The following is a 21,289-nucleotide window of genomic DNA, read 5'->3' as shown; positions in this document are numbered from 1 at the left end:
ACATCCTTGTGCCACGCGGCCAATGCGGCGGCGGACAAGGAGAGTTCGGTGGAGAAGCACGAAGGGCGGGATGCCGGAACGATCCGGCTCGACGACCCCTGGTACGACGCGCTGGCCGTCGGCTGGGGCGAGGGCGGGGACACCTCCCCGCCGATCCCGGCCCAGAGCGGCCGGCCCGCGCCCGGCGCGTCCCACATCTACCTCGAAGTGCAGCGCAGCGCCGCCTTCCAGGAGGTCCGCAGCCGGTACCGGCGGTTCGTCGTCCCGGCGACCATCGGTTTCTTCCTCTGGTACGTCGCCTACGTCGTCGCCGCGACCGCGGCCCCGGAGTTCATGGCCCGGCCCGTGGCGGGTGCGGTCAACGTGGCGATGCTGGCCGGACTCGGCCAGTTCCTCAGCACCTTCCTGTTGACCTGGGCGTACGCCCGGCACGCACGGCTGCGCCGGGACCGGGCCGCGCTCGACCTGCGCTGGACCGTCTTCGAGCAGGAGCGCGACCAGGAGCGCACCCGGGCGACGGGGAGCGGCCGGTGAACACCGAGCACCAGACCCTCGCGCTGATCCTCTTCAGCCTCGTCATCGCGGTGACCCTGGGCATCACCACCTGGGTCAGCCGCAACCGGCACGGCTCCGCGGAGGAGTTCTACGCGGGCGGCCGGCTGTTCTCCCCGCTGGAGAACGGGTTCGCCATCGCGGGCGACTACATGTCCGCCGCCTCCTTCCTCGGCATCTCCGGCCTGATCGCCCTGTTCGGCTACGACGGCATGCTGTACTCGGTGGGCTTCCTGGTCGCCTGGCTGGTCGTGCTCTTCCTGGTCGCCGAACTGGTGCGCAACTGCGGCCGGTTCACCCTCGCCGACGTGGTCGCCGCCCGGATGAGCGAGCGGCCGGTCCGGATCGCGGCCGGTGCCTCCTCCGTCGTCGTCTCGGTGCTGTACCTCGTCGCCCAGATGGTCGGCGCGGGCAGTCTGGTCGCCCTGCTGCTCGGCACTTCGGGCGGTACCGCCCGCACCCTGACCGTGGTCGGGGTGGGCGCGCTGATGGTGGTCTACGTCTCCTTCGGCGGCATGCGGGCCACCACCTGGATCCAGATCGTCAAGGCCGTCCTGCTCATGGGCGGCGCGATCACCCTGACCGTGCTCGTCCTGCTCCGTTTCCACGGGAACTTCGACCAGCTCCTCACCAGCGCAGCCGACCGCAGCGGGCACGGGATGCGGTTCCTGGGCCCGGGGCTGAAGTACGGCGCCGACTGGACCTCCCGGGTCGACTTCATCAGCCTCGGCCTCGCGCTCGTCCTCGGCACGGCCGGGCTGCCGCACATCCTCTCGCGCTTCTACACGGTGCCCACGGCGCGCGCCGCGCGCCGGTCGGTGGTCTGGGCCATCGCGCTCATCGGCGGTTTCTACCTGATGACCATCGTGCTCGGCTTCGGTGCGGCCGCTCTGGTGGGGCCGGACGCGGTGCGCGCGTCCAACGCCTCCGGGAACACGGCCGTACCGCTGCTGGCCGCCCACCTCGGCGGGGGCGCCGGCTCCACCGGGGGCGCGGTGCTGTTCGCCGTCGTGGCGGCCATCGCCTTCGCCACCATCCTCGCCGTGGTCGCCGGGATCACCCTGGCCTCCTCGGCCTCCGTCGCGCACGACCTGTACGCCTCGCTCAAGCGCCGGCACGCCCGGCAGCGCAGCGAGGTCGCGGTGGCGCGGGCCGCAGCCGTCGGCATCGGGGCCGCGGCCATCGGCCTCGGCCTGCTCGCCCAAGACCTGAACGTGGCCTTCCTGGTCGGTCTGGCCTTCGCCGTGGCCGCGTCCGCCAACCTGCCGGTGCTGCTGTACTCGCTCTTCTGGCGCGGGTTCACGACGCGCGGAGCCGTCTGGTCGGTGTACGGCGGGCTGGTGCCGGCGATGCTACTGGTGGTGGTCTCGCCGGTGGTGTCCGGCAGCCCCGAATCGCTCTTCCCGGGTGCGGACTTCCAGCTGTTCCCGCTCCAGAACCCGGGCATCGTCTCGATCCCGCTGGGCTTCCTGGCGGGCTGGCTGGGCACCGTCACCTCGGTCGAGGAACCGGACTTGGCGAAGCACGCGGAGACCGAGGTCCGGTCGCTGACCGGTGCCGGAGCGGTCTGAGGCGGTCCGGAGCGCCGCCGCTCAGGCGCCCTCCGAGGGCACCCAGGTGTAGCGGTGCTCCGGGCGGCCGGTCTCGCCGTAGCGCAGGGCCAGGGTGACCCGGCCCGCGCGGTCGAGGAGTTTGACGTAGCGCTGTGCGGTCTGGCGGCTGATGCCGGCCCGGTCGGCGATCTGCTGCGTGGACAGCGGGCCGTCGGCGGACCGGAGCACCTGGCGGACGAGCTCCGCTGTGGTGGGGGAGTGGCCCTTGGGCAGCTCGTTGGGGGAGCCGGCGGCCGCGAGGGCTCCGAAGATGCGGTCCACCTCGGCCTGCTCGGCCTCGCCGCCGGTCTCCAGGGTGCGGCGCAGCGCGCCGTACGCCTCCAGCCGGCTGCGCAGGCCGGTGAAGGTGAAGGGCTTGACCAGGTACTGGAGGGCGCCGAGGCGCATGGCGCTCTGGACGGTGGCGAGGTCGCGGGCGGCCGTGACCATCATGACGTCGGTGCCGTGGCCGAGCTGGCGCAGGCGGCGGACCAGGTCGAGGCCGTTCTCGTCGGGCAGGTAGTGGTCGAGGAGGATCAGGTCCACCCGGTGGGCGGTGAGGAAGGCGAAGGCCTCGGCGGCCGAGTGGACCTGGGCGGTGACCCGGAAACCGGGAACCTTCGCCACGTACGCCGCGTTGATCCTGGCAACACGCACGTCGTCGTCGACGACCAATACGTGGATCGGGGTCCCGTTCACCGCAGGGCCTCCGGGAGTACGACGGAGAACTCCGCCCCTCCGTCCGCTGCTTCGCCGGCCCGGGCGGTGCCGCCCTGACGCTCCGCGAGGCGGCGTACGAGGGCCAGGCCCAGCCCGCGTTCGCGGTGGGCCCGGGCCTGTTTGGTCGACCAGCCCTCCGTGAAGATCTCCTCGCGCTGCGCCTCCGGCACGCCGGGCCCGCTGTCGCGCACCCGCAGGACGGCCGTGCGGCCGTCGGCGCGCAGGTCCACCTCGACCAGGGGCGCCGCCGAGCCGACGGCGGCGTCCAGGGCGTTGTCGACCAGATTGCCGACGATCGTGACCAGTCCGCCCGGGTCCACCAGGCGGTCGGGCAGCAGGGTGGCCGGGGCGAGGCGCAGGGGGACCCCGCGCTCCGCCGCCACGGTCGCCTTGCCCACGAGGAGGGCGGCCAGCAGGGGGTCGTGGACCTTCTCCGTGACCTGTTCGGCGGTGCTGCGGTGCACGCCGACGACCTCGGTCACGAACTCCACCGCCTCCTCGTGCAGGCCGAGCTCCAGCAGGCCGAGGAGGGTGTGGAGGCGGTTGGCGTGCTCGTGGTCGAGGGCGCGCAGGGCGTCGATCAGGCCGCGGGTGGAGTCGAGCTCGCGCCCCAGGTGCTCCAGTTCGGTGCGGTCGCGCAGGGTGGCCACGGCGCCGCCGTCCTGGGTGGGCATCCGGTTGGCGACCAGGACTCGCGGGCCCTGGACGGTCAGGAGGTCGCGGCCGGTGACGCGGCCCGAGAGGACGTCGGTGGTGCGGCCGGTACCGAGCACGTCGTCCAGCGGGCGCCCCGCCAGGGAGCCGGCGGAGTCCGGGGCGAGTCCCAGCAGGCGGGTCGCCTCGTCGTTGACCAGGCGGACGCGGCCGTGCCGGTCGAGGCCGATGACGCCCTCGCGGATGGAGTGCAGCATGGCCTCGCGCTCCGCGAGCAGGCCGGCGATGTCGGAGAAGGCCAGGTCCCGGGTCTGCCGCTGGATCCGGCGGGACACCAGGTAGGCGGCCAGGGCGCCCGCGGCCAAGGCGCCGCCCGCGTAGGCCAGCAGTCCGGGGATGGCGCCCAGCAGCCGGTCGCGGACGCTGTCGTAGGCGATGCCCACCGAGACGGCGCCGACGATCTCCCCGTCGGCGGCGAGGAGCGGCACCTTGCCGCGGGCGGAGCGGCCCAGGGTGCCGTCGTCGATCTCCATGACCTCGCGTCCCGCCAGGGCGTCCCCCGGATCGGTGGAGACGGGCAGGCCGATCCGGTCGGCGCTGGGGTGGGAGCGCCTGATGCCGTTCAGGTCGACGACGACCACGTACTCGGCACCGGTCGCCCGGCGTATCCGCTCGGCCGCCGACTGCACCGGGCCGTCGGCCGAGGGGCCTGCTTCCAGGAGGTCGGCGGCCAGTGACGGATCGGCCGCGGCGCTCTGCGCGATGGCCAGGGCGCGCCGCATGGCCTGGTCGTCGAGCTGTGCGCCGAGCGGGGCCAGGAACAGGCCGGTGGCCAACGCGACGACCCCGCCGGCGATGGCCAGCTGGGTGAGGAGGATCTGGTAGGCGGCCCGTCTGGGCAGCCCGAGGCGCCGAGCGCTCATGAGGGGGAACCGCATGAGAAGCAACGGTAGGTCGACTCGGGCACAAGCGGAATTTCCCTCGTCCACGCAAATCGCTTGCGTCAATTGCGCCCAGCTTGCGCAAGGAATGACGGTGCGAAAGTGCGGTCCAGGGTGTAGACGATTCGGCAGTGCTCTGCAACTCTCGCACCGCACGACGCAAATTCCTATCTCACCTGGTTCAGAAAACTCATGCCCGAGGGACGAGGACATATGAGAAGGCTCAACTGGAGATGGCGGGCCCTGGCCGCCCTCATCAGCACCGCCCTGTTGATGACGGGCTGGCCGGCCCTGACCGCCGCGGCCGCCGGCGGACCGAGCATCGCCGCGGGCCGCCCCGCGGCCGCGAGCAGTGCCAACGGCGCGTACACCGCCGCCAACGTGACCGACGGCGACCAGTCCACGTACTGGGAGAGCGCCGGGAGCGGCTTCCCGCAGTGGGTGCAGACCGATCTGGGCGCGACCACCCGCGTCGACCAGGTGGTGCTCAAGCTGCCCGCCGCCTGGGAGAGCCGCAATCAGACCCTGTCCGTGCAGGGCAGCGCCGACGGCACCGCCTTCAGCACCCTGGTGAACTCGGCCACCTACACCTTCGGCCAGGGCAGCGGGAACACGGTGACCATCACCCTCCCCGCCACCCAGACCCGGTACGTCAGGATCAACATCACCGCCAACACGGGGTGGCAGGCCGGCCAGCTCTCCGAGCTGGAGGTCCGCGCACCCGGCGAATCCTCGGCCAACCTGGCGCTCGGCAAGACCCTGACCGCCAGCAGCAACACGCAGGTCTACGTCCCCGGCAACGCCAACGACGGCAACAGCGCCAGCTACTGGGAGAGCGTCAACAACGCCCTGCCGCAGTGGATCCAGGCCGACCTCGGCGCCTCCGTGCGCGTGGACCGCGTCGTGCTGCGCCTGCCCGAGAACTGGGGCCCCCGCACCCAGACCCTGAAGCTCCAGGGCAGCGCCAACGGCTCCGACTTCACCGACCTCACCGCGTCCAAGGCCTACGACTTCAACGCGGCCGGCAACAACGCCGTCACCCTCTCCTTCGACGCGGCGACCACCCGCTACGTCCGCGTCCTGATATCGCTCAACTCCGTCCAGCCCGGCGGCCAGCTCTCCGAGCTGGAGATCTACGGCCCGCAGACCGGCGACACCCAGGCGCCGACCGCCCCCACCGCGCTCGCCTACACCGAACCCGCCACCGGCCAGATCAAGCTCACCTGGCAGGCGGCCACCGACAACGTCGGCGTCACCGGCTACGACGTCTACGCCGACAACCAGCTGCGCACCAGCGTGGCCGGCAACGTCACCACCTACACCGACACCCAGCCCGCCGGCGCCACCGTCACCTACCTCGTCCGGGCCAGGGACGCGGCCGGCAACCAGTCGCCGAACAGCAACACCGTCACCCGCGCCGGCGACAGCGGCGACACCCAGGCCCCGACCGCGCCGGCCTCCCTGAGCCTCACCGAGCCGGCCGCCGGCCAGATCAAGCTCACCTGGCAGGCCTCCACCGACAACGTGGGCGTCACCGGCTACGAGGTCTACGCGAACAACGTCCTGCGCACCACGGTCGCGGGCAACGTCACCACCTACACCGACGCCCAGCCCGCCAGCGCCACGGTCGGCTACGTCGTCCGCGCGAAGGACGCCGCGGGCAACCGCTCCGGCGACAGCAACCAGGTGACCCGCAACGGCTCCGGGGGCGGCGGTTCCAACCTGGCCGTGGGCAAGCCCGTCACCGGCTCCTCCGTGATCCACACCTTCGTCGCGGAGAACGCCAACGACAACAGCACCAGCACCTACTGGGAGGGCGCGGCCGGCGCCTACCCGAGCACGCTGACGGTCAAGCTCGGCGCCAACGCCGACGTGGACCGGCTCGTCCTCAAGCTCAACCCCGACGCCGCCTGGGGCGCCCGCACCCAGAACATCCAGGTCCTCGGCCGCGAGCAGAGCGCCTCGGGCGTCACCGGCCTGGTCGCGGCCAAGGACTACGCCTTCAACCCCGCCTCCGGCAACACCGTCACCATCCCGCTGGGCGCCCGCGTCGCGGACGTCCAGCTGCGCTTCACCTCCAACACCGGCTCCTCCAACGGTCAGATCGCCGAGTTCCAGGTCATCGGCGTCCCCGCGCCCAACCCCGATCTGGAGGTCACCGCACTGAGCGCCGCCCCGGCCGCCCCGGTGGAGTCGGACCCGGTCACGCTGTCCGCCACCGTCAAGAACAGCGGCCCGGCCCCGGCCCCCGCCACGGCCGTCACCTTCCAGCTCGGCGGCACGAAGGTCGCCACCGCGGCCGTGCCCGCGCTGGCCGCCGGCGCGACGGTCACCGTCACGGCCGGGATCGGTGCGCGCGATGCGGGCACGTACCCGCTGAGCGCCGTCGTCGACGAGGCCGACACGGTCGTCGAGCAGAACGACACCAACAACAGCCGCACCGGATCACCGCTGGTGGTACGGCCCGTCGACAGCTCCGATCTGGTCGCCTCGGCGGTCGGCTGGTCGCCGAGCGCCCCGTCCGCCGGCCAGCCGGTGGCCTTCACCGTCACCGTGCGTAACCAGGGCACCGTGGCGGCCGCGGCCGGCACGCACGCGGTCACCCTCACCCTCCAGGACGCGGGCGGCGCCACCGTGCGCACGTTCACGGGCTCCTTCGGCGGCGCCCTGGCGGCGGGCGCCTCCACCGCGCCGATCGCGCTCGGCAGCTGGCCCGCGGCGAACGGCAGGTACACCGTGAAGGTCGTCCTCGCCGACGACGCCAACGAGCTTCCGGTCAAGCGCGTCAACAACACCTCCAGCAGGTCCTTCTTCGTGGGCCGCGGGGCGAACATGCCCTTCGACATGTACGAGGCGGAGGACGGGGTCGTCGGCGGCGGAGCCGGCGTCGTCGGCCCGAACCGGACCATCGGCGACATCGCCGGCGAGGCCTCCGGCCGCAAGGCGGTCAACCTGGACGCGACGGGCGAGTACGTCGAGTTCACCACCCGGGCCGCCACCAACACGCTGGTCACCCGCTTCTCCATCCCGGACGCGCCGGGCGGCGGCGGCATCGACTCCACCATCAACGTCTACGTCAACGGCACCCTCAAGAAGACCCTGCCGCTGACCTCCAAGTACGCCTGGCTCTACGGAGCCGAGGCCTCGCCGGGCAACTCGCCGGGCTCCGGCGCACCGCGCCACATCTACGACGAGGCCAACATCCAGCTGGGCGAGACCGTCCCGCCGGGCAGCAGGATCCGCCTCCAGAAGGACGCGGCCAACACCTCCACCTACGCGATCGACTTCGTGAGCCTGGAGCAGGCCACCGCGATCCCCAACCCGGACCCGGCGACCTACACGGTGCCCGCCGGCTTCACCCACCAGGACGTGCAGAACGCCCTGGACAAGGTCCGCATGGACACCACCGGCAAGCTCGTCGGCGTCTACCTGCCGCCCGGCGACTACCAGACGGCCGGCAAGTTCCAGGTGTACGGCAAGGCCGTGCAGGTCGTCGGCGCCGGACCGTGGTTCACCCGCTTCCACGCCCCGTCCTCCCAGGACAACACCGACATCGGCTGGCGCGCGGAAGGCACCGCCAAGGGCTCGTCCTTCGCTGGCTTCGCGTACTTCGGGAACTACACCTCGCGCATCGACGGCCCGGGCAAGGTATTCGACTTCGCCAACGTCTCCGACATCACCATCGACAACATCTGGAACGAGCACATGGTGTGCCTGTACTGGGGCGCCAACACCGACCGGATCACCATCAAGAACTCGCGCATCCGCGACATGTTCGCCGACGGCATCAACATGACCAACGGCAGCACGGACAACCTCGTGACCAACAACGAGGCGCGGGCCACCGGTGACGACAGCTTCGCGCTGTTCTCCGCGATCGACGCGGGCGGCGCGGACATGAAGAACAACGTCTACGAGAACCTGACCACCATCCTGACCTGGCGTGCGGCGGGCGTGGCCGTCTACGGCGGCTTCAACAACACCTTCCGCAACATCCACATCGCCGACACCCTCGTCTACTCGGGCATCACGATCAGCTCGCTGGACTTCGGGTACCCGATGAACGGGTTCGGGACCGATCCGACGACCTTCGAGAACATCTCGATCGTCCGGTCCGGCGGCCACTTCTGGGGCGCGCAGACCTTCCCCGGCATCTGGATCTTCTCCGCCTCGAAGGTCTTCCAGGGGATCCGGATCAACAACGTCGACATCGTCGATCCGACGTACAGCGGCATCATGTTCCAGACCCAGTACGTGGGCGGCCAGCCGGTCAACCCGATCAAGGACACCATCCTGCGGGACATCACCATCACCGGGGCGAGGAAGAGCGGAGACGCCTTCGACGCGAAGTCCGGATTCGGCCTCTGGGCGAACGAGATGCCCGAGGCCGGGCAGGGTCCGGCGGTCGGCGAGGTCACCATCCACAACCTGAAGACGAGCGACAACGCGGTGGACGTCCGGAACACCACCTCCACCTTCAGGATCAACCAGCTGCCGTAGCGGCCCGTCCGCACGACGGCGCGACCACGCGCACATCCGCCGCCGGACGGCGGGCGGGGCTCCCCGGGAGCATCCCGTCCGCCGTCCGGCCGTCGCGCGCGACCCCTTCCGGGCCGCGCGCGCATGCGTCAAACTGGCCGTAATCGAACTGCAAGGAACTTGCATTCCTTGCGCTACTCTTGCGCTCATGACGCGACGACTTGCTCAAGTGGCGAAGAAGGTGGGGGTCAGCGAGGCAACGGTCAGCCGGGTGCTCAACGGCAAGCCGGGCGTCTCGGAGGCGACCCGACAGTCCGTGCTCACCGCCCTCGACGTCCTCGGATACGAGCGGCCCACCCAACTGCGCGGCGAGCGGGCCCGGCTGGTCGGACTGGTCCTGCCCGAGCTGCAGAACCCCATCTTCCCCGCCTTCGCCGAGGTCATCGGCGGTGCGCTGGCCCAGCAGGGGCTGACCCCGGTGCTGTGCACTCAGACCACCGGCGGGGTCTCCGAGGCCGACTACGTGGAACTGCTGCTCCAGCAGCAGGTGTCCGGGGTGGTCTTCGCGGGCGGACTCTTCGCCCAGGCCGACGCCCCGCACGAGCACTACCGCCTCTTGTCGGAGCGCAAGGTTCCGGTGGTGCTCATCAACGCCTCCATCGACGACCTCGGCTTCCCCTGCGTGGCCTGTGACGACGCCGTCGCGGTGGAGCAGGCCTGGCGCCACCTGGCCTCGCTGGGCCACGAGCGGATCGGCCTGGTGCTGGGGCCGCCCGACCACATGCCCTCGCTGCGCAAGCTGGTGGCCGCCCAGGCGGTGGCCGCCGCGGCCGGCACCGAGCTGCCCGCCGCCCATGTGGAGCGCGCCCTGTTCTCCCTGGAGGGAGGCCACGCGGCCACCTCCCGGCTGCTGGACCGCGGGATCACCGGAATCATCTGCGCGAGCGATCCGCTGGCCCTGGGAGCCGTACGGGCCGCGCGCCGCCGCGGTCTGGACGTGCCCCGGGACGTCTCCGTGGTGGGGTACGACGACTCGGCCTTCATGAACTGCACCGAGCCCCCGCTGACCACCGTCCGCCAGCCCATCGAGGCCATGGGCCGGGCCGCGGTCGAGCTGCTCACCGCCCAGATCCAGGGGGCCGCCGTACAACCCGGCGAGCTGCTCTTCGAGCCCGAACTCGTCGTGCGCGGTTCGACCGCACAGGCCCCCCGCGGCTAGTCCGCGCACCTCCGGCGCACGCCGTCGAGGGCTCCGGAGCGTCCGATCGGACGCTCCGGAGCCCTTTCTGCGTTCCCGGCCCGACATCCTGCTGTCAATCTCTTACGAAATCTGCGCGAGATATTGCGTTCATCTGTGGGTGGTGGTTGAGTGTGCCGCGCTCGCCCCCACGCCTCCTGCTCGATGCTCGAAGGGGACCACCGATGAGAACCAACGTCCGCCGCAACGTCGCGGCCGCCCTCGCCTCCGCGCTCGCCGTCACCGCCCTCGCGGCCTGCGGTACGAGCAGCAGCGCCGACGACAAGCCCCAGGCCAGCGGCGGTTCCACCGACGCCACCACCCCGCTCGACCCGAAGACCAAGGTCACCCTCTCCATCGACTGCATGCCGCCCGCGGCCAAGGCGGCCGAGCTCAAGGAGTGGAAGGAGGACGTGGCGGAGTTCAACAAGACGTACCCGAACGTCACGATCGAGGGCCGCTCCACCCCCGGCCAGTGCCTGGAGCCCCCGCGGTTCACCGCCATGCTGAAGGCCAAGTCCCAGCCGGACGTGTTCTACGCGTACTTCACCGACCTCCAGCAGGTGCTCGACAACGACGGGGTCCAGGACATCTCGGCGTACGTCACCCCGGCCTCGGTGCCCGCGCTCGACGACATCGACAAGAACGTCATGGACGTCCTCAAGCGCGACGGCAAGCTCTACGGCGTCCCCACCAGCAACTACACGATGGGCCTGCTGGTCAACCGCAAGCTCTTCCAGCAGGCCGGCCTCGACCCCGACTCCCCGCCGCGCAGTTGGGACGAGGTCCGCACCGCCGCCAAGAAGATCGCGGCGCTGGGCAACGGCGTCGCCGGCTTCGGCGAGTACAGCGTGGAGAACACGGGCGGCTGGCACTACACGGCCACCATGTACGGCATGGGCGGCGACATCGTCGGCGCCGACGGCAAGGCCGCCTTCAACAACCCCACCGGCCGGCAGATCGTCGACAACCTCCACGCCATGCGCTGGGAGGACGACAGCATGGGCAAGACCCAGCTGCTCAAGTGGGGCGACCTGCAGAAGCAGATGGCATCGGACAAGCTCGGCATGTTCCTGGCCGCGCCCGACGACATCACGTACATGGTCCAGCAGCTCGGCGCCAAGTACGACAACTTCGGGATGGGCCCCATCCCCGGCGGCGCGGCCACCCTGGCCGGCGGCAACGGCTACATGATCAAGAAGGGCAGTTCGCCCGACAAGGTCAAGGCCGCCATCGCCTGGCTGAACTTCAAGACCCTCGCGGTCGGCAAGGGCCAGTTCCGGTACGACCGCAGCAAGGCCGACGGCCTGCCGGTCGGCCTGCCCCAGCCCGCCTTCTTCACCGGGGCCAGCAAGGCCAAGGACGACGAACTGAAGGCGGCGAGCGCCACCATGCCGGTCGCCAACTTCAAGCCCTTCCTGGACCACCCGGTCCCCGGCAAGCCGGAGCCGGTGAAGGCGCAGGAGGTCTACAAGGTGCTCGACAAGGTGATGTCGGGCGTCCTGACCAACAAGGACGCCGACCCCGCCCAGCTCCTCGGGGACGCCGAGAAGGCGGTCAACCAGGTCCTGGGGAACCAGTAGCGGCCCGGGTGGGTCCGGCGGTGCCTCCCCGCCACCGGCCCCACCCGCCCCGGTCCCACCCGCCCCACCCCCGGCCCGCCGAGGCGGCCGCCGGGGCGACCACCCACCAAGGAGCGAGCGGCGATGTCGGCCCCCACCCTGCCCCGTGACTCCCGCGCGGAGTTCCTCCGGGCCTTCAAGCGGAACCTCACGGCCCACGGCTTCCTGATCGGCGCCGTCCTCTGCTTCTCCTTCTTCTCCTGGTACCCGATGGTCCGGGAGTTCCTGCTGGCCTTCCAGAAGACCGAGGGCGGCGCCACCCGCTGGGTCGGCTGGGACAACTTCGCCTACGTCTTCGGCGACCCGAACGTCTGGCAGGCCTGGCGCAACACCCTGCTGTTCACCGGCCTCGCGCTGGCCCTCGGCTTCGTGGTGCCCTTCGTGGTCTCGCTCGTGCTGAACGAGTTCCGCCACGCACAGGGCTACCTGCGACTGCTCGTCTACCTGCCGGTGATGATGCCGCCGGTGGCCTCGATCCTGCTCTTCAAGTACTTCTACGACCCCGGCTACGGCCTCTTCAACCGGGTACTGGAATTCCTGCACCTCCCGGCGCAGGACTGGCTGCAGTCCACCGACACCGCGATGCTCTCCGTGGTCATCGCCTCCACCTGGATGAACATGGGCGGGGCCACCCTGATCTACCTGGCCGCGCTCCAGGGCATCCCGGGCGAGCTCTACGAGGCCGCCGAGCTCGACGGCGCCGGTCTGCTGCGCAAGGTCTGGCACGTCACGATCCCGCAGACCAAGCTCATCCTCTCGCTGATGCTGCTGATGCAGATCATCGCGACGATGCAGGTCTTCGTCGAACCCTTCCTGCTCACCGGCGGCGCCGGCCCCGAGGGCTCGACCACCACGGTCGTCGTCCTCATCTACCAGTACGCCTTCAGCTTCAACCAGTACGGCGGCGCCGCGGCTCTCGGCCTGTGCCTGCTCGTCCTGCTCGCGGGCTTCTCCGCCCTGTACGTCCGCCTGAGCCGCGACAACGAGAACTGACCGGGAACCCGCCCAGGGAGTACTTCACATGGCAGAGCGCACGCTGATATCGCCGGCCCAACTCGGCCGCACCCGGGGCAGGATCCTCTACTGGACCGTGCTCGTCCTGGTCGTGGCCGGCTTCACCCTGGTCTTCCTCGGACCCCTCTACTGGATGGTCGCGAACGGCCTCAAGAGCACCGAGGAGTTCGCCCAGGTCCCGCCGACCCTGGTGCCCGACTCCCTGCACACCGCCAACTACGAGGCCGCGTGGAAGGTCATGGACCTCGCCAAGCTGCTCTTCAACACCCTCTACTACGCCTTCGGCGCCCTCGCCTTCCAGCTCGTCCTCGACGTGGGCGCCGCCTACTCCCTCTCCAAACTGCGGCCCGTCCTCGGCAAGGCCGTGCTCGGGATGATGCTGGCCACCCTGATGATCCCGGCCACCGTCCTCGTCGTACCGCAGTACCTCACGGTCCTCGACATGCCGATCATCGAGCGGAACCTGCTCAACACGCCCTGGGTGATCTGGCTGCCGTCCGTCACCAACGCCTTCAACATCTTCCTGCTGAAGCGGTTCTTCGACTCCATACCGCAGGAGATCCTGGACGCCTCCGCCATCGACGGGGCGAGCGCCGTCCGCACCCTGCGCTCCATCGTCCTGCCGATGTCGCGCCCCATCCTCGGCGTGGTGTCGATCTTCGCGATCGTCGGCGTCTGGAAGGACTTCCTCTGGCCGATGCTCACCCTCCCGGACCCCGCCCTGCAGACGCTCAACGTCGGCATCTACTCACTGGCCACGGGAGTGCCCGAGAACCATCTCATCGCCGCACTCGCGATGGCCTCGGCGCCCACGCTCGTCATCTTCCTGATCTTCCAGCGCAACATCATGAGCGGTCTCACGGCGGGCTCCCTCAAGGGCTGACGCCCCGCAGGCCCCACGCCGCCGCCGCGCCCGGCCGCCCCCTGTGAAAGGACCCCTCCGTGGCTGACTTTCCCCTGCCCGACGACGCCGCCGACTGGTGGCGCTCGGCCGCCATCTACCAGGTGTACGTACGCAGCTTCGCCGACGGCGACGGGGACGGCACCGGTGACCTCGCGGGCGTCCGGGCCCACCTGCCCTACCTGGCCGAACTCGGCGTGGACGCGCTGTGGTTCACCCCCTGGTACCTCTCCCCGCTCGCCGACGGCGGCTACGACGTCGCCGACTACCGCTCCATCGACCCCGCCTTCGGCACCCTCGCCGAAGCCGAGAAGCTGATCGCCGAAGCCCGCGGGCTGGGGCTGCGCACCATCGTCGACATCGTCCCGAACCACGTGTCCGACCGGCACGCGTGGTTCCGGGCCGCCCTCGCGGCCGGCCCCGGGAGCCCGGAACGGGAACTCTTCCACTTCCGCCCCGGACGCGGCGAGCACGGAGAACTGCCCCCCGGCGACTGGCCCTCGCAGTTCAACGGGGCCGCGACCTGGACGCGGGTGCCGGACGGGGAGTGGTACCTGCACCTCTTCACCCCGCAGCAGCCCGACCTCAACTGGGACCACCCGGCCGTGCGCCGCGAACACGAGGAAGTGCTGCGCTTCTGGTTCGAACGGGGGGTGGCCGGCGTACGGATCGACTCCGCGGCCCTGCTCGCCAAGGACCCGGCCCTGCCCGACCTGGCCGGACGCTCCCCGGAGCCGTGGCCCGGGGAGATCCACCCCTACATCGACCGCGACGAGCTGCACGACGTCTACCGCTCCTGGCGCGCCATCGCCGACGAGTACGACGGCATCTTCGTCGGCGAGGTCTGGCTGCCCGACTCCGAGCGCTTCGCCCGCTACCTGCGCCCCGACGAGCTGCACACCGCCTTCAACTTCTCCTTCCTCAGCTGTCCGTGGGACGCCGGGCGGCTGCGCACCTCCATCACGGAGACCCTCGCCGAGCACGCCCCGGTCGGGGCGCCTGCCACGTGGGTGCTGTGCAACCACGACGTCACCCGCACGGTCACCCGCTACGGGCGCGCGGAGACCGGCTTCGACTTCGCGGCCAAGGCCTTCGGCACCCCCACCGACCTGGAGCTCGGCACCCGCCGGGCGCGCGCCGCGGCCCTGCTGACGCTGGCCCTGCCCGGCGCCGTGTACGTCTACCAGGGCGAGGAGCTGGGCCTCCCCGAGGCCGACGTGCCGATCGGCCGCATCCAGGACCCCATGCACTTCCGCTCGGGGGGCACCGATCCGGGCCGCGACGGCTGCCGGGTACCGCTGCCGTGGACCGCGGAGCCCTGGCACGACGCGTGGCTCCCGCAGCCCGCGGACTGGCCCGCCTACGCGGCCGACCGGCAGGCCGGCGACCCCGGATCCATGCTCACCCTCTACCGGACCGCCCTCGGGCTGCGCCGCGCGGCGGCCGGCTTCGGGGGCGGTTCGCTGGAGTGGCTGGAGGCGCCCGAAGGGGTGCTGGCCTTCACCCGGCCCGACGGGCTGGTGTGCGTGGCCAACCTGTCCGGCGGGCCGGTGCCGCTGCCGGCCCACACCGACGTCGTGCTGGCCAGCTCCGCCCTGGACGACGCGGGGCTGCTCCCCCAGGACACGGCGGTCTGGCTGCGGACCTGACGCCGCGGCCGGACCGCCGGCCGACCGCCTCCTGCGACCGCCCCTCCCCGCCACGGTGCCCGCGGCGGGCCCCGCCCGTCACGGCATCGGCTGTGGCGGGCGGGGCCCGTGGTACTGCCCGCTCGGCCGCATCCGCAGCGGCCGCTCCTGGTACTCCTCCAGGGCGTGCGCGATCCAGCCCGCCGTGCGCGCCACCGCGAAGACGGTCTCCCCGGCCTCGGGCGGCATCCCGCACGACACCGTCAGCACGGCCAGCGCCAGGTCCACGTTGGCGTGCAGCCCGGGCCGGCGCGCCGCCGCGGTGGCGGCCACCTCCCGGGCGGCGGCCAGCGCCGGTCCGGCCTGCGGCAGCGCCTCCAGCCGGGCGAACAGGGCGCGCGCCCGGGGGTCCTCGCCCGGGTAGAGCCGGTGCCCGAGGCCCGGCACCCGCCGCCCGGCCCGCAGGTGGTCGGCGACGACCGGCGCGGCGCCACCCCGCTCCATGGCCTCGGCGAGCATCCGGTGGGCCAGCCGGCCGGCCGCCCCGTGCAAGGGCCCTTCGAGGGCGCCGAGTCCGGCCGACACCGCCGCGTACGGATGGGCCCGCGCCGACGCGGCCACCCGTACGGCCAGGGTCGAGGCGGCCAGGTCGTGGTCGACGAGGAGCCCGAGCGCCAGGTCGAGCACGGCCAGCGCGTCCGGGTCGGGCTCCCGCGCCGTCAGCCGGGGCCACAACTGCCGGGCGGTGCGGCCGTCCCCGGGCCACGGGGCCGTGCCCCGCGCCGGCAGGGCGCCGACCAGTGTCGGGATCAGGCAGCGCGCGGCGCCGAGCACGGCCTCGGGGGCGAGGTCGAACCGCAGCGGGTCGGTGACGGCCGCGGCCGCGGTGGCCACGCGCAGCCGGTCGACGGGCCCGGCCTCCGCGGGCAGCGCGTCCACCGCGCGCCGGGCGGCGGCCAGGGTCCCGGCGGGAGCGGTGAAGCGCGCGCCGTGCGGGAGGATCCCGGTCCACAGGAACTCGGCGACCTCTTCGAAGCGGTACCGCGAGGCCAAGCCGACCGCGTCGACGCCCCGGTAGTGGTAGCGGTCGGGTTCGATGAGGGTCAGCGCGGTGCGCACGGACGGTTCGCCGGCGGGGCCCGCCGCCTCGCGCCGACTGCGCCGGGCCAGTGCCTCCACCTCGCGCGCGTCGAAGCTGCTGCCCCGGCCGACCGGATCGCGTCGGCTCGCCAGCTGTCCGCGGCTGACGTAGGCGTACACGGTCGCGGGCTTCACCCCGAGCACCTCGGCGGCCTGCCGGGTGGTGAGCCGTCGCTCTTCGTCCATGCACATCACCCTATACACATTGATTCGATCAATATTGACATCGATCGCATCAATCATCGATGGTCGAGCCATGGATACCGTCGTCGCAGTACCCCGCGGTCTCGCGGGAGTCGTGGTCACCGACACCGAGCTCGGTGACGTCCGGGGCCGAGAGGGCTTCTACCACTACCGCCAGTACTCGGCCGTCGAACTCGCCGCCGATCGCTCCTTCGAGGACGTGTGGCACCTGATGTTCCGCGGCACGCTCCCGGCGGACACCGCCGAGCGGGACGCCTTCGCCGCCGAGATCGCCCCGCTACGGGTCCTGCCCGCCGAGCTACGGGACGCCCTGCCCGCGCTCGCCCGCGCCACCGCGGCGTCCGGCCCGCTCGCCGGGCTGCGGACCGCGCTCTCGCTGCTCGGTGCCTCCGCAGGCTTCCGCCCCGTCTTCGACCTCGACCCGGCCGGCCGCGCCGCGGACGCGCTGGCCGCCTGCGCCGCCGTACCCACCCTGCTCACCGCGCTGCACCGGCTGGGACAGGGACTGGAGCCGGTCGGACCGCGCGCGGACCTCCCGTACGCGGCCAACTACCTGTACATGCTGACCGGCCGCGAACCCGACCCCGTGCGCGCCCGCGCCGTCGAGCGCTACCTCATGTCCACCGTGGACCACGGCTTCAACGCCTCGACCTTCACCGCCCGTGTGATCGCCTCCACCGGAGCGGACGTCGCCGCCTGCCTGACCGGTGCGGTCGGCGCGCTGTCGGGTCCGCTGCACGGCGGCGCCCCGAGCCGCGCGCTGGACACCCTGGACGCCATCGGGACCGTGGACCGGATCGAGCCGTGGATCCGCGAACGGGTCCTCGCGGGCGACCGGATCATGGGCTTCGGGCACCCCGTCTACCGCACCGAGGACCCGCGCTCGCGGATGCTGCGCGAGATCGCCCTGCAGTTCGGCGGCCCCCTGGTCGACTTCGCGGTGGAGGTGGAGGGCCAGGTCGAACGGATCCTCGCCGAGCTCAAGCCCGGCCGCGAACTGCACACCAACGTGGAGTTCTACGCGGGGGTCGTCATGGAGCTGTGCGGACTGCCGCGCGCGATGTTCACCCCGACCTTCTGCGCTGCCCGGGTGATCGGCTGGAGCGCGAACGTCCTCGAACAGGCCGCCGACTCGAAGATCATCCGCCCGGCCGCCCGCTACACCGGTCCCACCCCGCCGCAACCGGTGCCCGCGCTCGGCTGACTACGATCGGCCGGGTGAACAGCAGGCAGCCCCTCCCCGTCGTGGTCCTCTCCGGATTCCTCGGTTCCGGCAAGACCACCCTCCTCAACCACCTCCTCGCCCACCGGGGCGGCACCCGGATCGGGGTCGTCGTCAACGACTTCGGCTCGATCGAGGTCGACGCCATGGCGGTGGCCGGCCAGCTCGGCGACTCGATGGTCTCCCTCGGCGGGGGTTGCCTGTGCTGCGCCGTCGACGGCAGCGAGCTGGACGCGTACCTGGAGAAGCTGGCCGCGCCCGTGCACCGCATCGACGTGATCGTCATCGAGGCGAGCGGGCTGGCCGAGCCCGAGGAGCTGATCCGGATGCTGATGGCCAACGAGAACCCCGACGTCCGCTACGGCGGCATGGTGCAGGTCGTGGACGCGGCGGAGTTCGAGGCGACCCGGGCGAGGCACCCGCGGACCGACCGGCACCTCGCCGTCGCGGACCTCGTGGTGCTCAACAAGACCGACCGGGTGGACGCGGCCGAGCGCTCCCGCGTCGAGGCCGGGCTGGCCGCGCTCACGGTCCCGGGAACACCGGTCGTGGGCGTGGACCACGGACGGATCGACCCCGAGCTGCTCTTCGACCGGCGGCCCTGGACCGAGACCCGCGGGCAGCTCTCCTTCGAGGACCTGCTCGCACAGGCCGACGCCGAGGGCGGGCACGGCCACGACGACCACGGCGGTCATGTGCACGCGGCCTACGAGAGCGTCGAGTTCGTCTCCGCGCAGGCCCTCTCGCCGCGCCGGTTCATCGACTTCCTCGACGGCCGTCCGCCCGGCCTCTACCGGATCAAGGGCTACGTCTACTTCGGCGTCCCCGGCTACGAGGAGCGCTACGAGGTCCAGGCGGTCGGCCGCTTCCTCCGCTTCGACCCGCGGCCGTGGGGGAGGGGCGAGGAACGGCTGACGCAACTGGTCCTGATCGGCTCCGGCACCGACGGGCAGGCGCTGCTCGGCGCGCTGGAGGCCTGCCGCGAGCCGGCTCCGCACGAGGGCCGGCCCGAGAGCATGTGGGGGGTGCTGCGGTACGCCGCCCGGCCCGCGGAACCAGGCCCGGCGCCGGAGGGGGACCACCGGGACCCGGAGCCGGACCACTTCGCCCCGGACCCGGACCGCTTCGCCCCGGACCCGGAGCCGGACCACTTCGCCCCGGAGCCGGACCCCGACCCGGACGCGTGACCGGGCCGCGCCCCGCCACGCCGCTGCCCGGTCCGGGTGCCGGTACGGGTCCCCTTCCCGGAGCGGCCGCGGGTCAGGCCACGTCCACGCCGAACTCCCGCAACAGGTCCTCCAGGCCGCCCCGGTAGCCCTTGCCGCCGATCACGAAGTCCCAGTCGCCGCTCGCCCGGCGCCGGAACGACCCGAGGACCAGGGCCGTCTCGCCCGCCCGGCCGTCCGAGACCTCCAACCGCCCGGCCTCCGCACCACCCGCGTCCAGGAGCCGTATGCGGGCGTCCGTGAACCCGGCCAGGTCGGCGTGGGGATCGGCCTCGGGGTCGACGGCGGCCACCAGCACCAGACGGTCGGCCTCCCGGGGCAGGCCGTCGAAGGAGACCGCGAGCGCCGCCCGGTCGGGCGCCGCGTGCGGATGGGCCCGTACCGAACCGTCCGGGGTCCGGGGGTTGTTGTAGAAGACGAAGTGGTCCTCGGTGAGCACCCGGCCGCCCGTGCAGACCAGCGCGCACACGTCCAGCGCGACCGCCCCCGACCAGGACATGCCCAGCACGTTGTGGTCGGCCGGCAGGTCCGACCCGGGCTCCGGTGTCGAAGCCGCGGCCGGTGCCGACCGCGGTGTCCGGCGCGCCGCCGGGGCGCCGCCCGGAGTCCCGCCCAGCCTGCCCCGCAGACCGTACTGGTGCAGCAGGTCCACGAGTTCGGCGCCGGGAACCAACTCCAGCGGCTTGCCGTTGGCAAAGGTGTACGACCCCGGTCCGAAGGACGAGGTGGTGACCAGCACCCCCTTGTTCGCCCCCGCGTCCTGGACCGTCCCGTACAGGTCCCGTACCGCCGTGGGCGGCACGGTGTTGCGGTAGCGCTTGACCTGCACCACGATCCGTCCGCCCCGGATCGGGGCCGGGTCCAGCGCCTCGACGTCCACGCCGCCGTCGCCCGACCGCTGCGTGGTCACCGCCTCCATGCCCATCGCCCGGAACAGCTCGGCGACCAGGTGCTCGAAGGCGATCGGGTCCATGGCGAAGAGGTCCGGCTCGTCCTCCCCGCCGTCCCCCCGCCCGGCGGGCCCGCCCGCCCCGCCGACCGAGCCGACCTCGTCGGGCCGGCGTCCCGGACGGACCGCGGTCAGCTGGTCGGGCCGGGCCGAGAGCTGCCCGCGCAAGCCGTCGACCAGGCAGTCCACCGCGCTGACCTGTTCGAGCCGCAGTCCGGAGAAGGCGGTGCGCGTCGCCGCCGCCGTGGCGAGGACGAACCGGGCGTCGTGGCCCGTCACCGGATCGGGGCAGTCCACGAAGCCGTTGACCACCACCGAGTCCAGCACGGCGAACTCGTCCGCCGCGTACAGCTCGCGCAGGACCAGCAGGACGCACTGCGCCAGCACGTCCCGGTACAGCGCGCGCCGCTCCGTGACCGGGCGCGGCTTCACCTTGTCCTGGTCGGTGCTCGGCAGGTACTGCACCGCCCTGGCCTGCGGCACCACCGCGTACGCCGGCAGCTCCCAGTCCAGTACGAGCTGGCGCACGGCCGGGTCGTACGCCGCCGCCAGCCGCCTCGGCAGCGCCTCGGGCCAGGCCGCCGAGGCGTACAGGGCGGCCGAGAAGTACTCCACCACCGCTTCCGGATCGCCCGCGCGCAGCGCCCCGGCCAGCTCGGCGAGCCCGTCGTTGTGCGCCCGGACCCCGGCGAGCTGCTCCGCCGCCCACCGGTCGTACTGCTGCCGGTAGGCCGCCAGCCGCTCGCGGCGCTGCGCCTCCGCGGCGTGCGCCGCCTGCCAGGCCTGGGCGTAGTGGGCGTGCGCCTCCTGTTCGGCACGGGCCCGCTGGCCCGAGCCGAGGGTCCAGCCGCTGCTCCGACCCTGGAAGTCCTCAAGGCGCGGCATCGGCACCGGGTGCGCCAGCGCGCCCGGGTCGAAGGGCTCCAGCTGCTCGGGCCGGCCCAGCGCGGCCGTGCGGAACGCCGGCGTACGGCAGCCCGCGACCAGCAGGTTCCGCAGCGCGTCCACCTCGGCGTCGATCCGCTCGGTCCCGCGCCGGGCCTCGGCCTCGCGGCGCTGCCGGTTGCCGCGGGCCGCGTCCCGCTCGTCCGACCGCTGCCGGCGCTCGGCCTCCCGCTGCCGGACCAGCCGGTCCTGCTGCTGCCGGCGCTGCTCCTGCGCCCAGGTCCCGATCAGTCCGCTGCTCGATCGACGGCTCATCAGCTGTG

Annotated in this window: 14 protein-coding genes; 10 read left to right on the top strand and 4 right to left on the bottom strand. The window is 72.3% G+C overall.

The genetic code is table 11. The annotated features are described in order from the left end of the window. The first annotated feature begins 48 nt into the window (after nucleotides 1–48). Complete coding sequence (locus tag CP968_RS08835; RefSeq protein ID WP_373304034.1) at nucleotides 49–534, top strand: DUF485 domain-containing protein; 486 nt, start codon at nucleotides 49–51, stop codon at nucleotides 532–534. After that, nucleotides 531–2,123 (top strand): solute symporter family protein, encoded by a 1,593-nt coding sequence (locus CP968_RS08830; RefSeq protein WP_150517477.1) that lies wholly within the window; start codon nucleotides 531–533, stop codon nucleotides 2,121–2,123. The genes CP968_RS08835 and CP968_RS08830 overlap by 4 nt, the downstream gene beginning before the upstream one ends. A 21-nt stretch (nucleotides 2,124–2,144) precedes the next feature. Here CP968_RS08830 and CP968_RS08825 read toward each other — a convergent pair whose 3' ends face one another. Together CP968_RS08825 and CP968_RS08820 are read right to left on the bottom strand one after the other, a co-directional pair. Continuing rightward, a complete protein-coding gene (locus CP968_RS08825) occupies nucleotides 2,145–2,843 on the bottom strand; it encodes a response regulator (RefSeq protein ID WP_150517476.1) in 699 nt (232 codons plus the stop codon). After that, the gene (locus tag CP968_RS08820; protein WP_229886159.1) at nucleotides 2,840–4,441 is read right to left on the bottom strand and encodes a sensor histidine kinase; all 1,602 of its coding nucleotides are present in this window, start codon (nucleotides 4,439–4,441) and stop codon (nucleotides 2,840–2,842) included. The genes CP968_RS08825 and CP968_RS08820 overlap by 4 nt, the downstream gene beginning before the upstream one ends. Nucleotides 4,442–4,672: 231 nt before the next feature. On the opposite strand from CP968_RS08820, the gene CP968_RS08815 reads away from it, so the two are divergent. From CP968_RS08815 to CP968_RS08790, 6 genes are all read left to right on the top strand, one after another. Next, nucleotides 4,673–8,959: a discoidin domain-containing protein gene (locus CP968_RS08815; protein WP_150517474.1), complete on the top strand. Its 4,287-nt coding sequence runs from the start codon at nucleotides 4,673–4,675 to the stop codon at nucleotides 8,957–8,959. Between the two features lie 187 nt (nucleotides 8,960–9,146). Beyond that, entirely contained in the window at nucleotides 9,147–10,157 is a 1,011-nt protein-coding gene (locus CP968_RS08810) for a LacI family DNA-binding transcriptional regulator (protein WP_150517473.1), read from the top strand. 203 nt (nucleotides 10,158–10,360) lie between these two features. Then, on the top strand, nucleotides 10,361–11,758 hold the full coding sequence (locus tag CP968_RS08805; protein ID WP_150517472.1) for an ABC transporter substrate-binding protein: 1,398 nt from the start codon (nucleotides 10,361–10,363) through the stop codon (nucleotides 11,756–11,758). 123 nt (nucleotides 11,759–11,881) lie between these two features. After that, complete coding sequence (locus CP968_RS08800; protein WP_150517471.1) at nucleotides 11,882–12,790, top strand: carbohydrate ABC transporter permease; 909 nt, start codon at nucleotides 11,882–11,884, stop codon at nucleotides 12,788–12,790. Nucleotides 12,791–12,818: 28 nt separating this feature from the next. Next, nucleotides 12,819–13,694: a carbohydrate ABC transporter permease gene (locus CP968_RS08795; RefSeq protein WP_150517470.1), complete on the top strand. Its 876-nt coding sequence runs from the start codon at nucleotides 12,819–12,821 to the stop codon at nucleotides 13,692–13,694. Nucleotides 13,695–13,753: 59 nt separating this feature from the next. Beyond that, a complete protein-coding gene (locus tag CP968_RS08790) occupies nucleotides 13,754–15,361 on the top strand; it encodes a glycoside hydrolase family 13 protein (RefSeq protein ID WP_229886160.1) in 1,608 nt (535 codons plus the stop codon). Between the two features lie 78 nt (nucleotides 15,362–15,439). Here the strand turns inward: CP968_RS08790 and CP968_RS08785 are convergent, their stop codons facing one another. Next, a complete protein-coding gene (locus CP968_RS08785; protein ID WP_229886162.1) occupies nucleotides 15,440–16,666 on the bottom strand; it encodes a citrate synthase in 1,227 nt (408 codons plus the stop codon). A 70-nt stretch (nucleotides 16,667–16,736) separates the two neighbouring features. On the opposite strand from CP968_RS08785, the gene CP968_RS08780 reads away from it, so the two are divergent. Together CP968_RS08780 and CP968_RS08775 are read left to right on the top strand one after the other, a co-directional pair. Beyond that, a complete protein-coding gene (locus CP968_RS08780; protein ID WP_150517468.1) occupies nucleotides 16,737–17,888 on the top strand; it encodes a citrate synthase in 1,152 nt (383 codons plus the stop codon). Between the two features lie 14 nt (nucleotides 17,889–17,902). After that, nucleotides 17,903–19,093: a CobW family GTP-binding protein gene (locus tag CP968_RS08775; RefSeq protein WP_150517467.1), complete on the top strand. Its 1,191-nt coding sequence runs from the start codon at nucleotides 17,903–17,905 to the stop codon at nucleotides 19,091–19,093. A gap of 73 nt (nucleotides 19,094–19,166) precedes the next feature. On the opposite strand, the gene CP968_RS08770 is transcribed toward CP968_RS08775, so the two are convergent. After that, nucleotides 19,167–21,281, bottom strand: coding sequence for a restriction endonuclease (locus tag CP968_RS08770; protein ID WP_189828874.1), 2,115 nt, complete (start codon nucleotides 21,279–21,281; stop codon nucleotides 19,167–19,169). Between the last annotated feature and the right edge of the window lie 8 nt (nucleotides 21,282–21,289).

Origin of the sequence: Streptomyces subrutilus, from assembly GCF_008704535.1 — a bacterium.
GTDB classification, from domain to species: Bacteria; Actinomycetota; Actinomycetes; order Streptomycetales; family Streptomycetaceae; genus Streptomyces; species Streptomyces subrutilus.
This window is presented reverse-complemented; position numbering and strand designations above follow the sequence as displayed.

Excerpts from the sequence above, each read along its gene's own strand:
- CP968_RS08820 (WP_229886159.1), bottom strand. The coding sequence starts at position 4,441 with ATGAGCGCTCGGCGCCTCGGGCTGCCCAGACGGGCCGCCTACCAGATC.
- CP968_RS08815 (WP_150517474.1), top strand. The coding sequence starts at position 4,673 with ATGAGAAGGCTCAACTGGAGATGGCGGGCCCTGGCCGCCCTCATCAGC.
- CP968_RS08810 (WP_150517473.1), top strand. The coding sequence starts at position 9,147 with ATGACGCGACGACTTGCTCAAGTGGCGAAGAAGGTGGGGGTCAGCGAG.
- CP968_RS08805 (WP_150517472.1), top strand. The coding sequence starts at position 10,361 with ATGAGAACCAACGTCCGCCGCAACGTCGCGGCCGCCCTCGCCTCCGCG.
- CP968_RS08800 (WP_150517471.1), top strand. The coding sequence starts at position 11,882 with ATGTCGGCCCCCACCCTGCCCCGTGACTCCCGCGCGGAGTTCCTCCGG.
- CP968_RS08795 (WP_150517470.1), top strand. The coding sequence starts at position 12,819 with ATGGCAGAGCGCACGCTGATATCGCCGGCCCAACTCGGCCGCACCCGG.
- CP968_RS08785 (WP_229886162.1), bottom strand. The coding sequence starts at position 16,666 with ATGGACGAAGAGCGACGGCTCACCACCCGGCAGGCCGCCGAGGTGCTC.
- CP968_RS08780 (WP_150517468.1), top strand. The coding sequence starts at position 16,737 with ATGGATACCGTCGTCGCAGTACCCCGCGGTCTCGCGGGAGTCGTGGTC.
- CP968_RS08770 (WP_189828874.1), bottom strand. The coding sequence starts at position 21,281 with ATGAGCCGTCGATCGAGCAGCGGACTGATCGGGACCTGGGCGCAGGAG.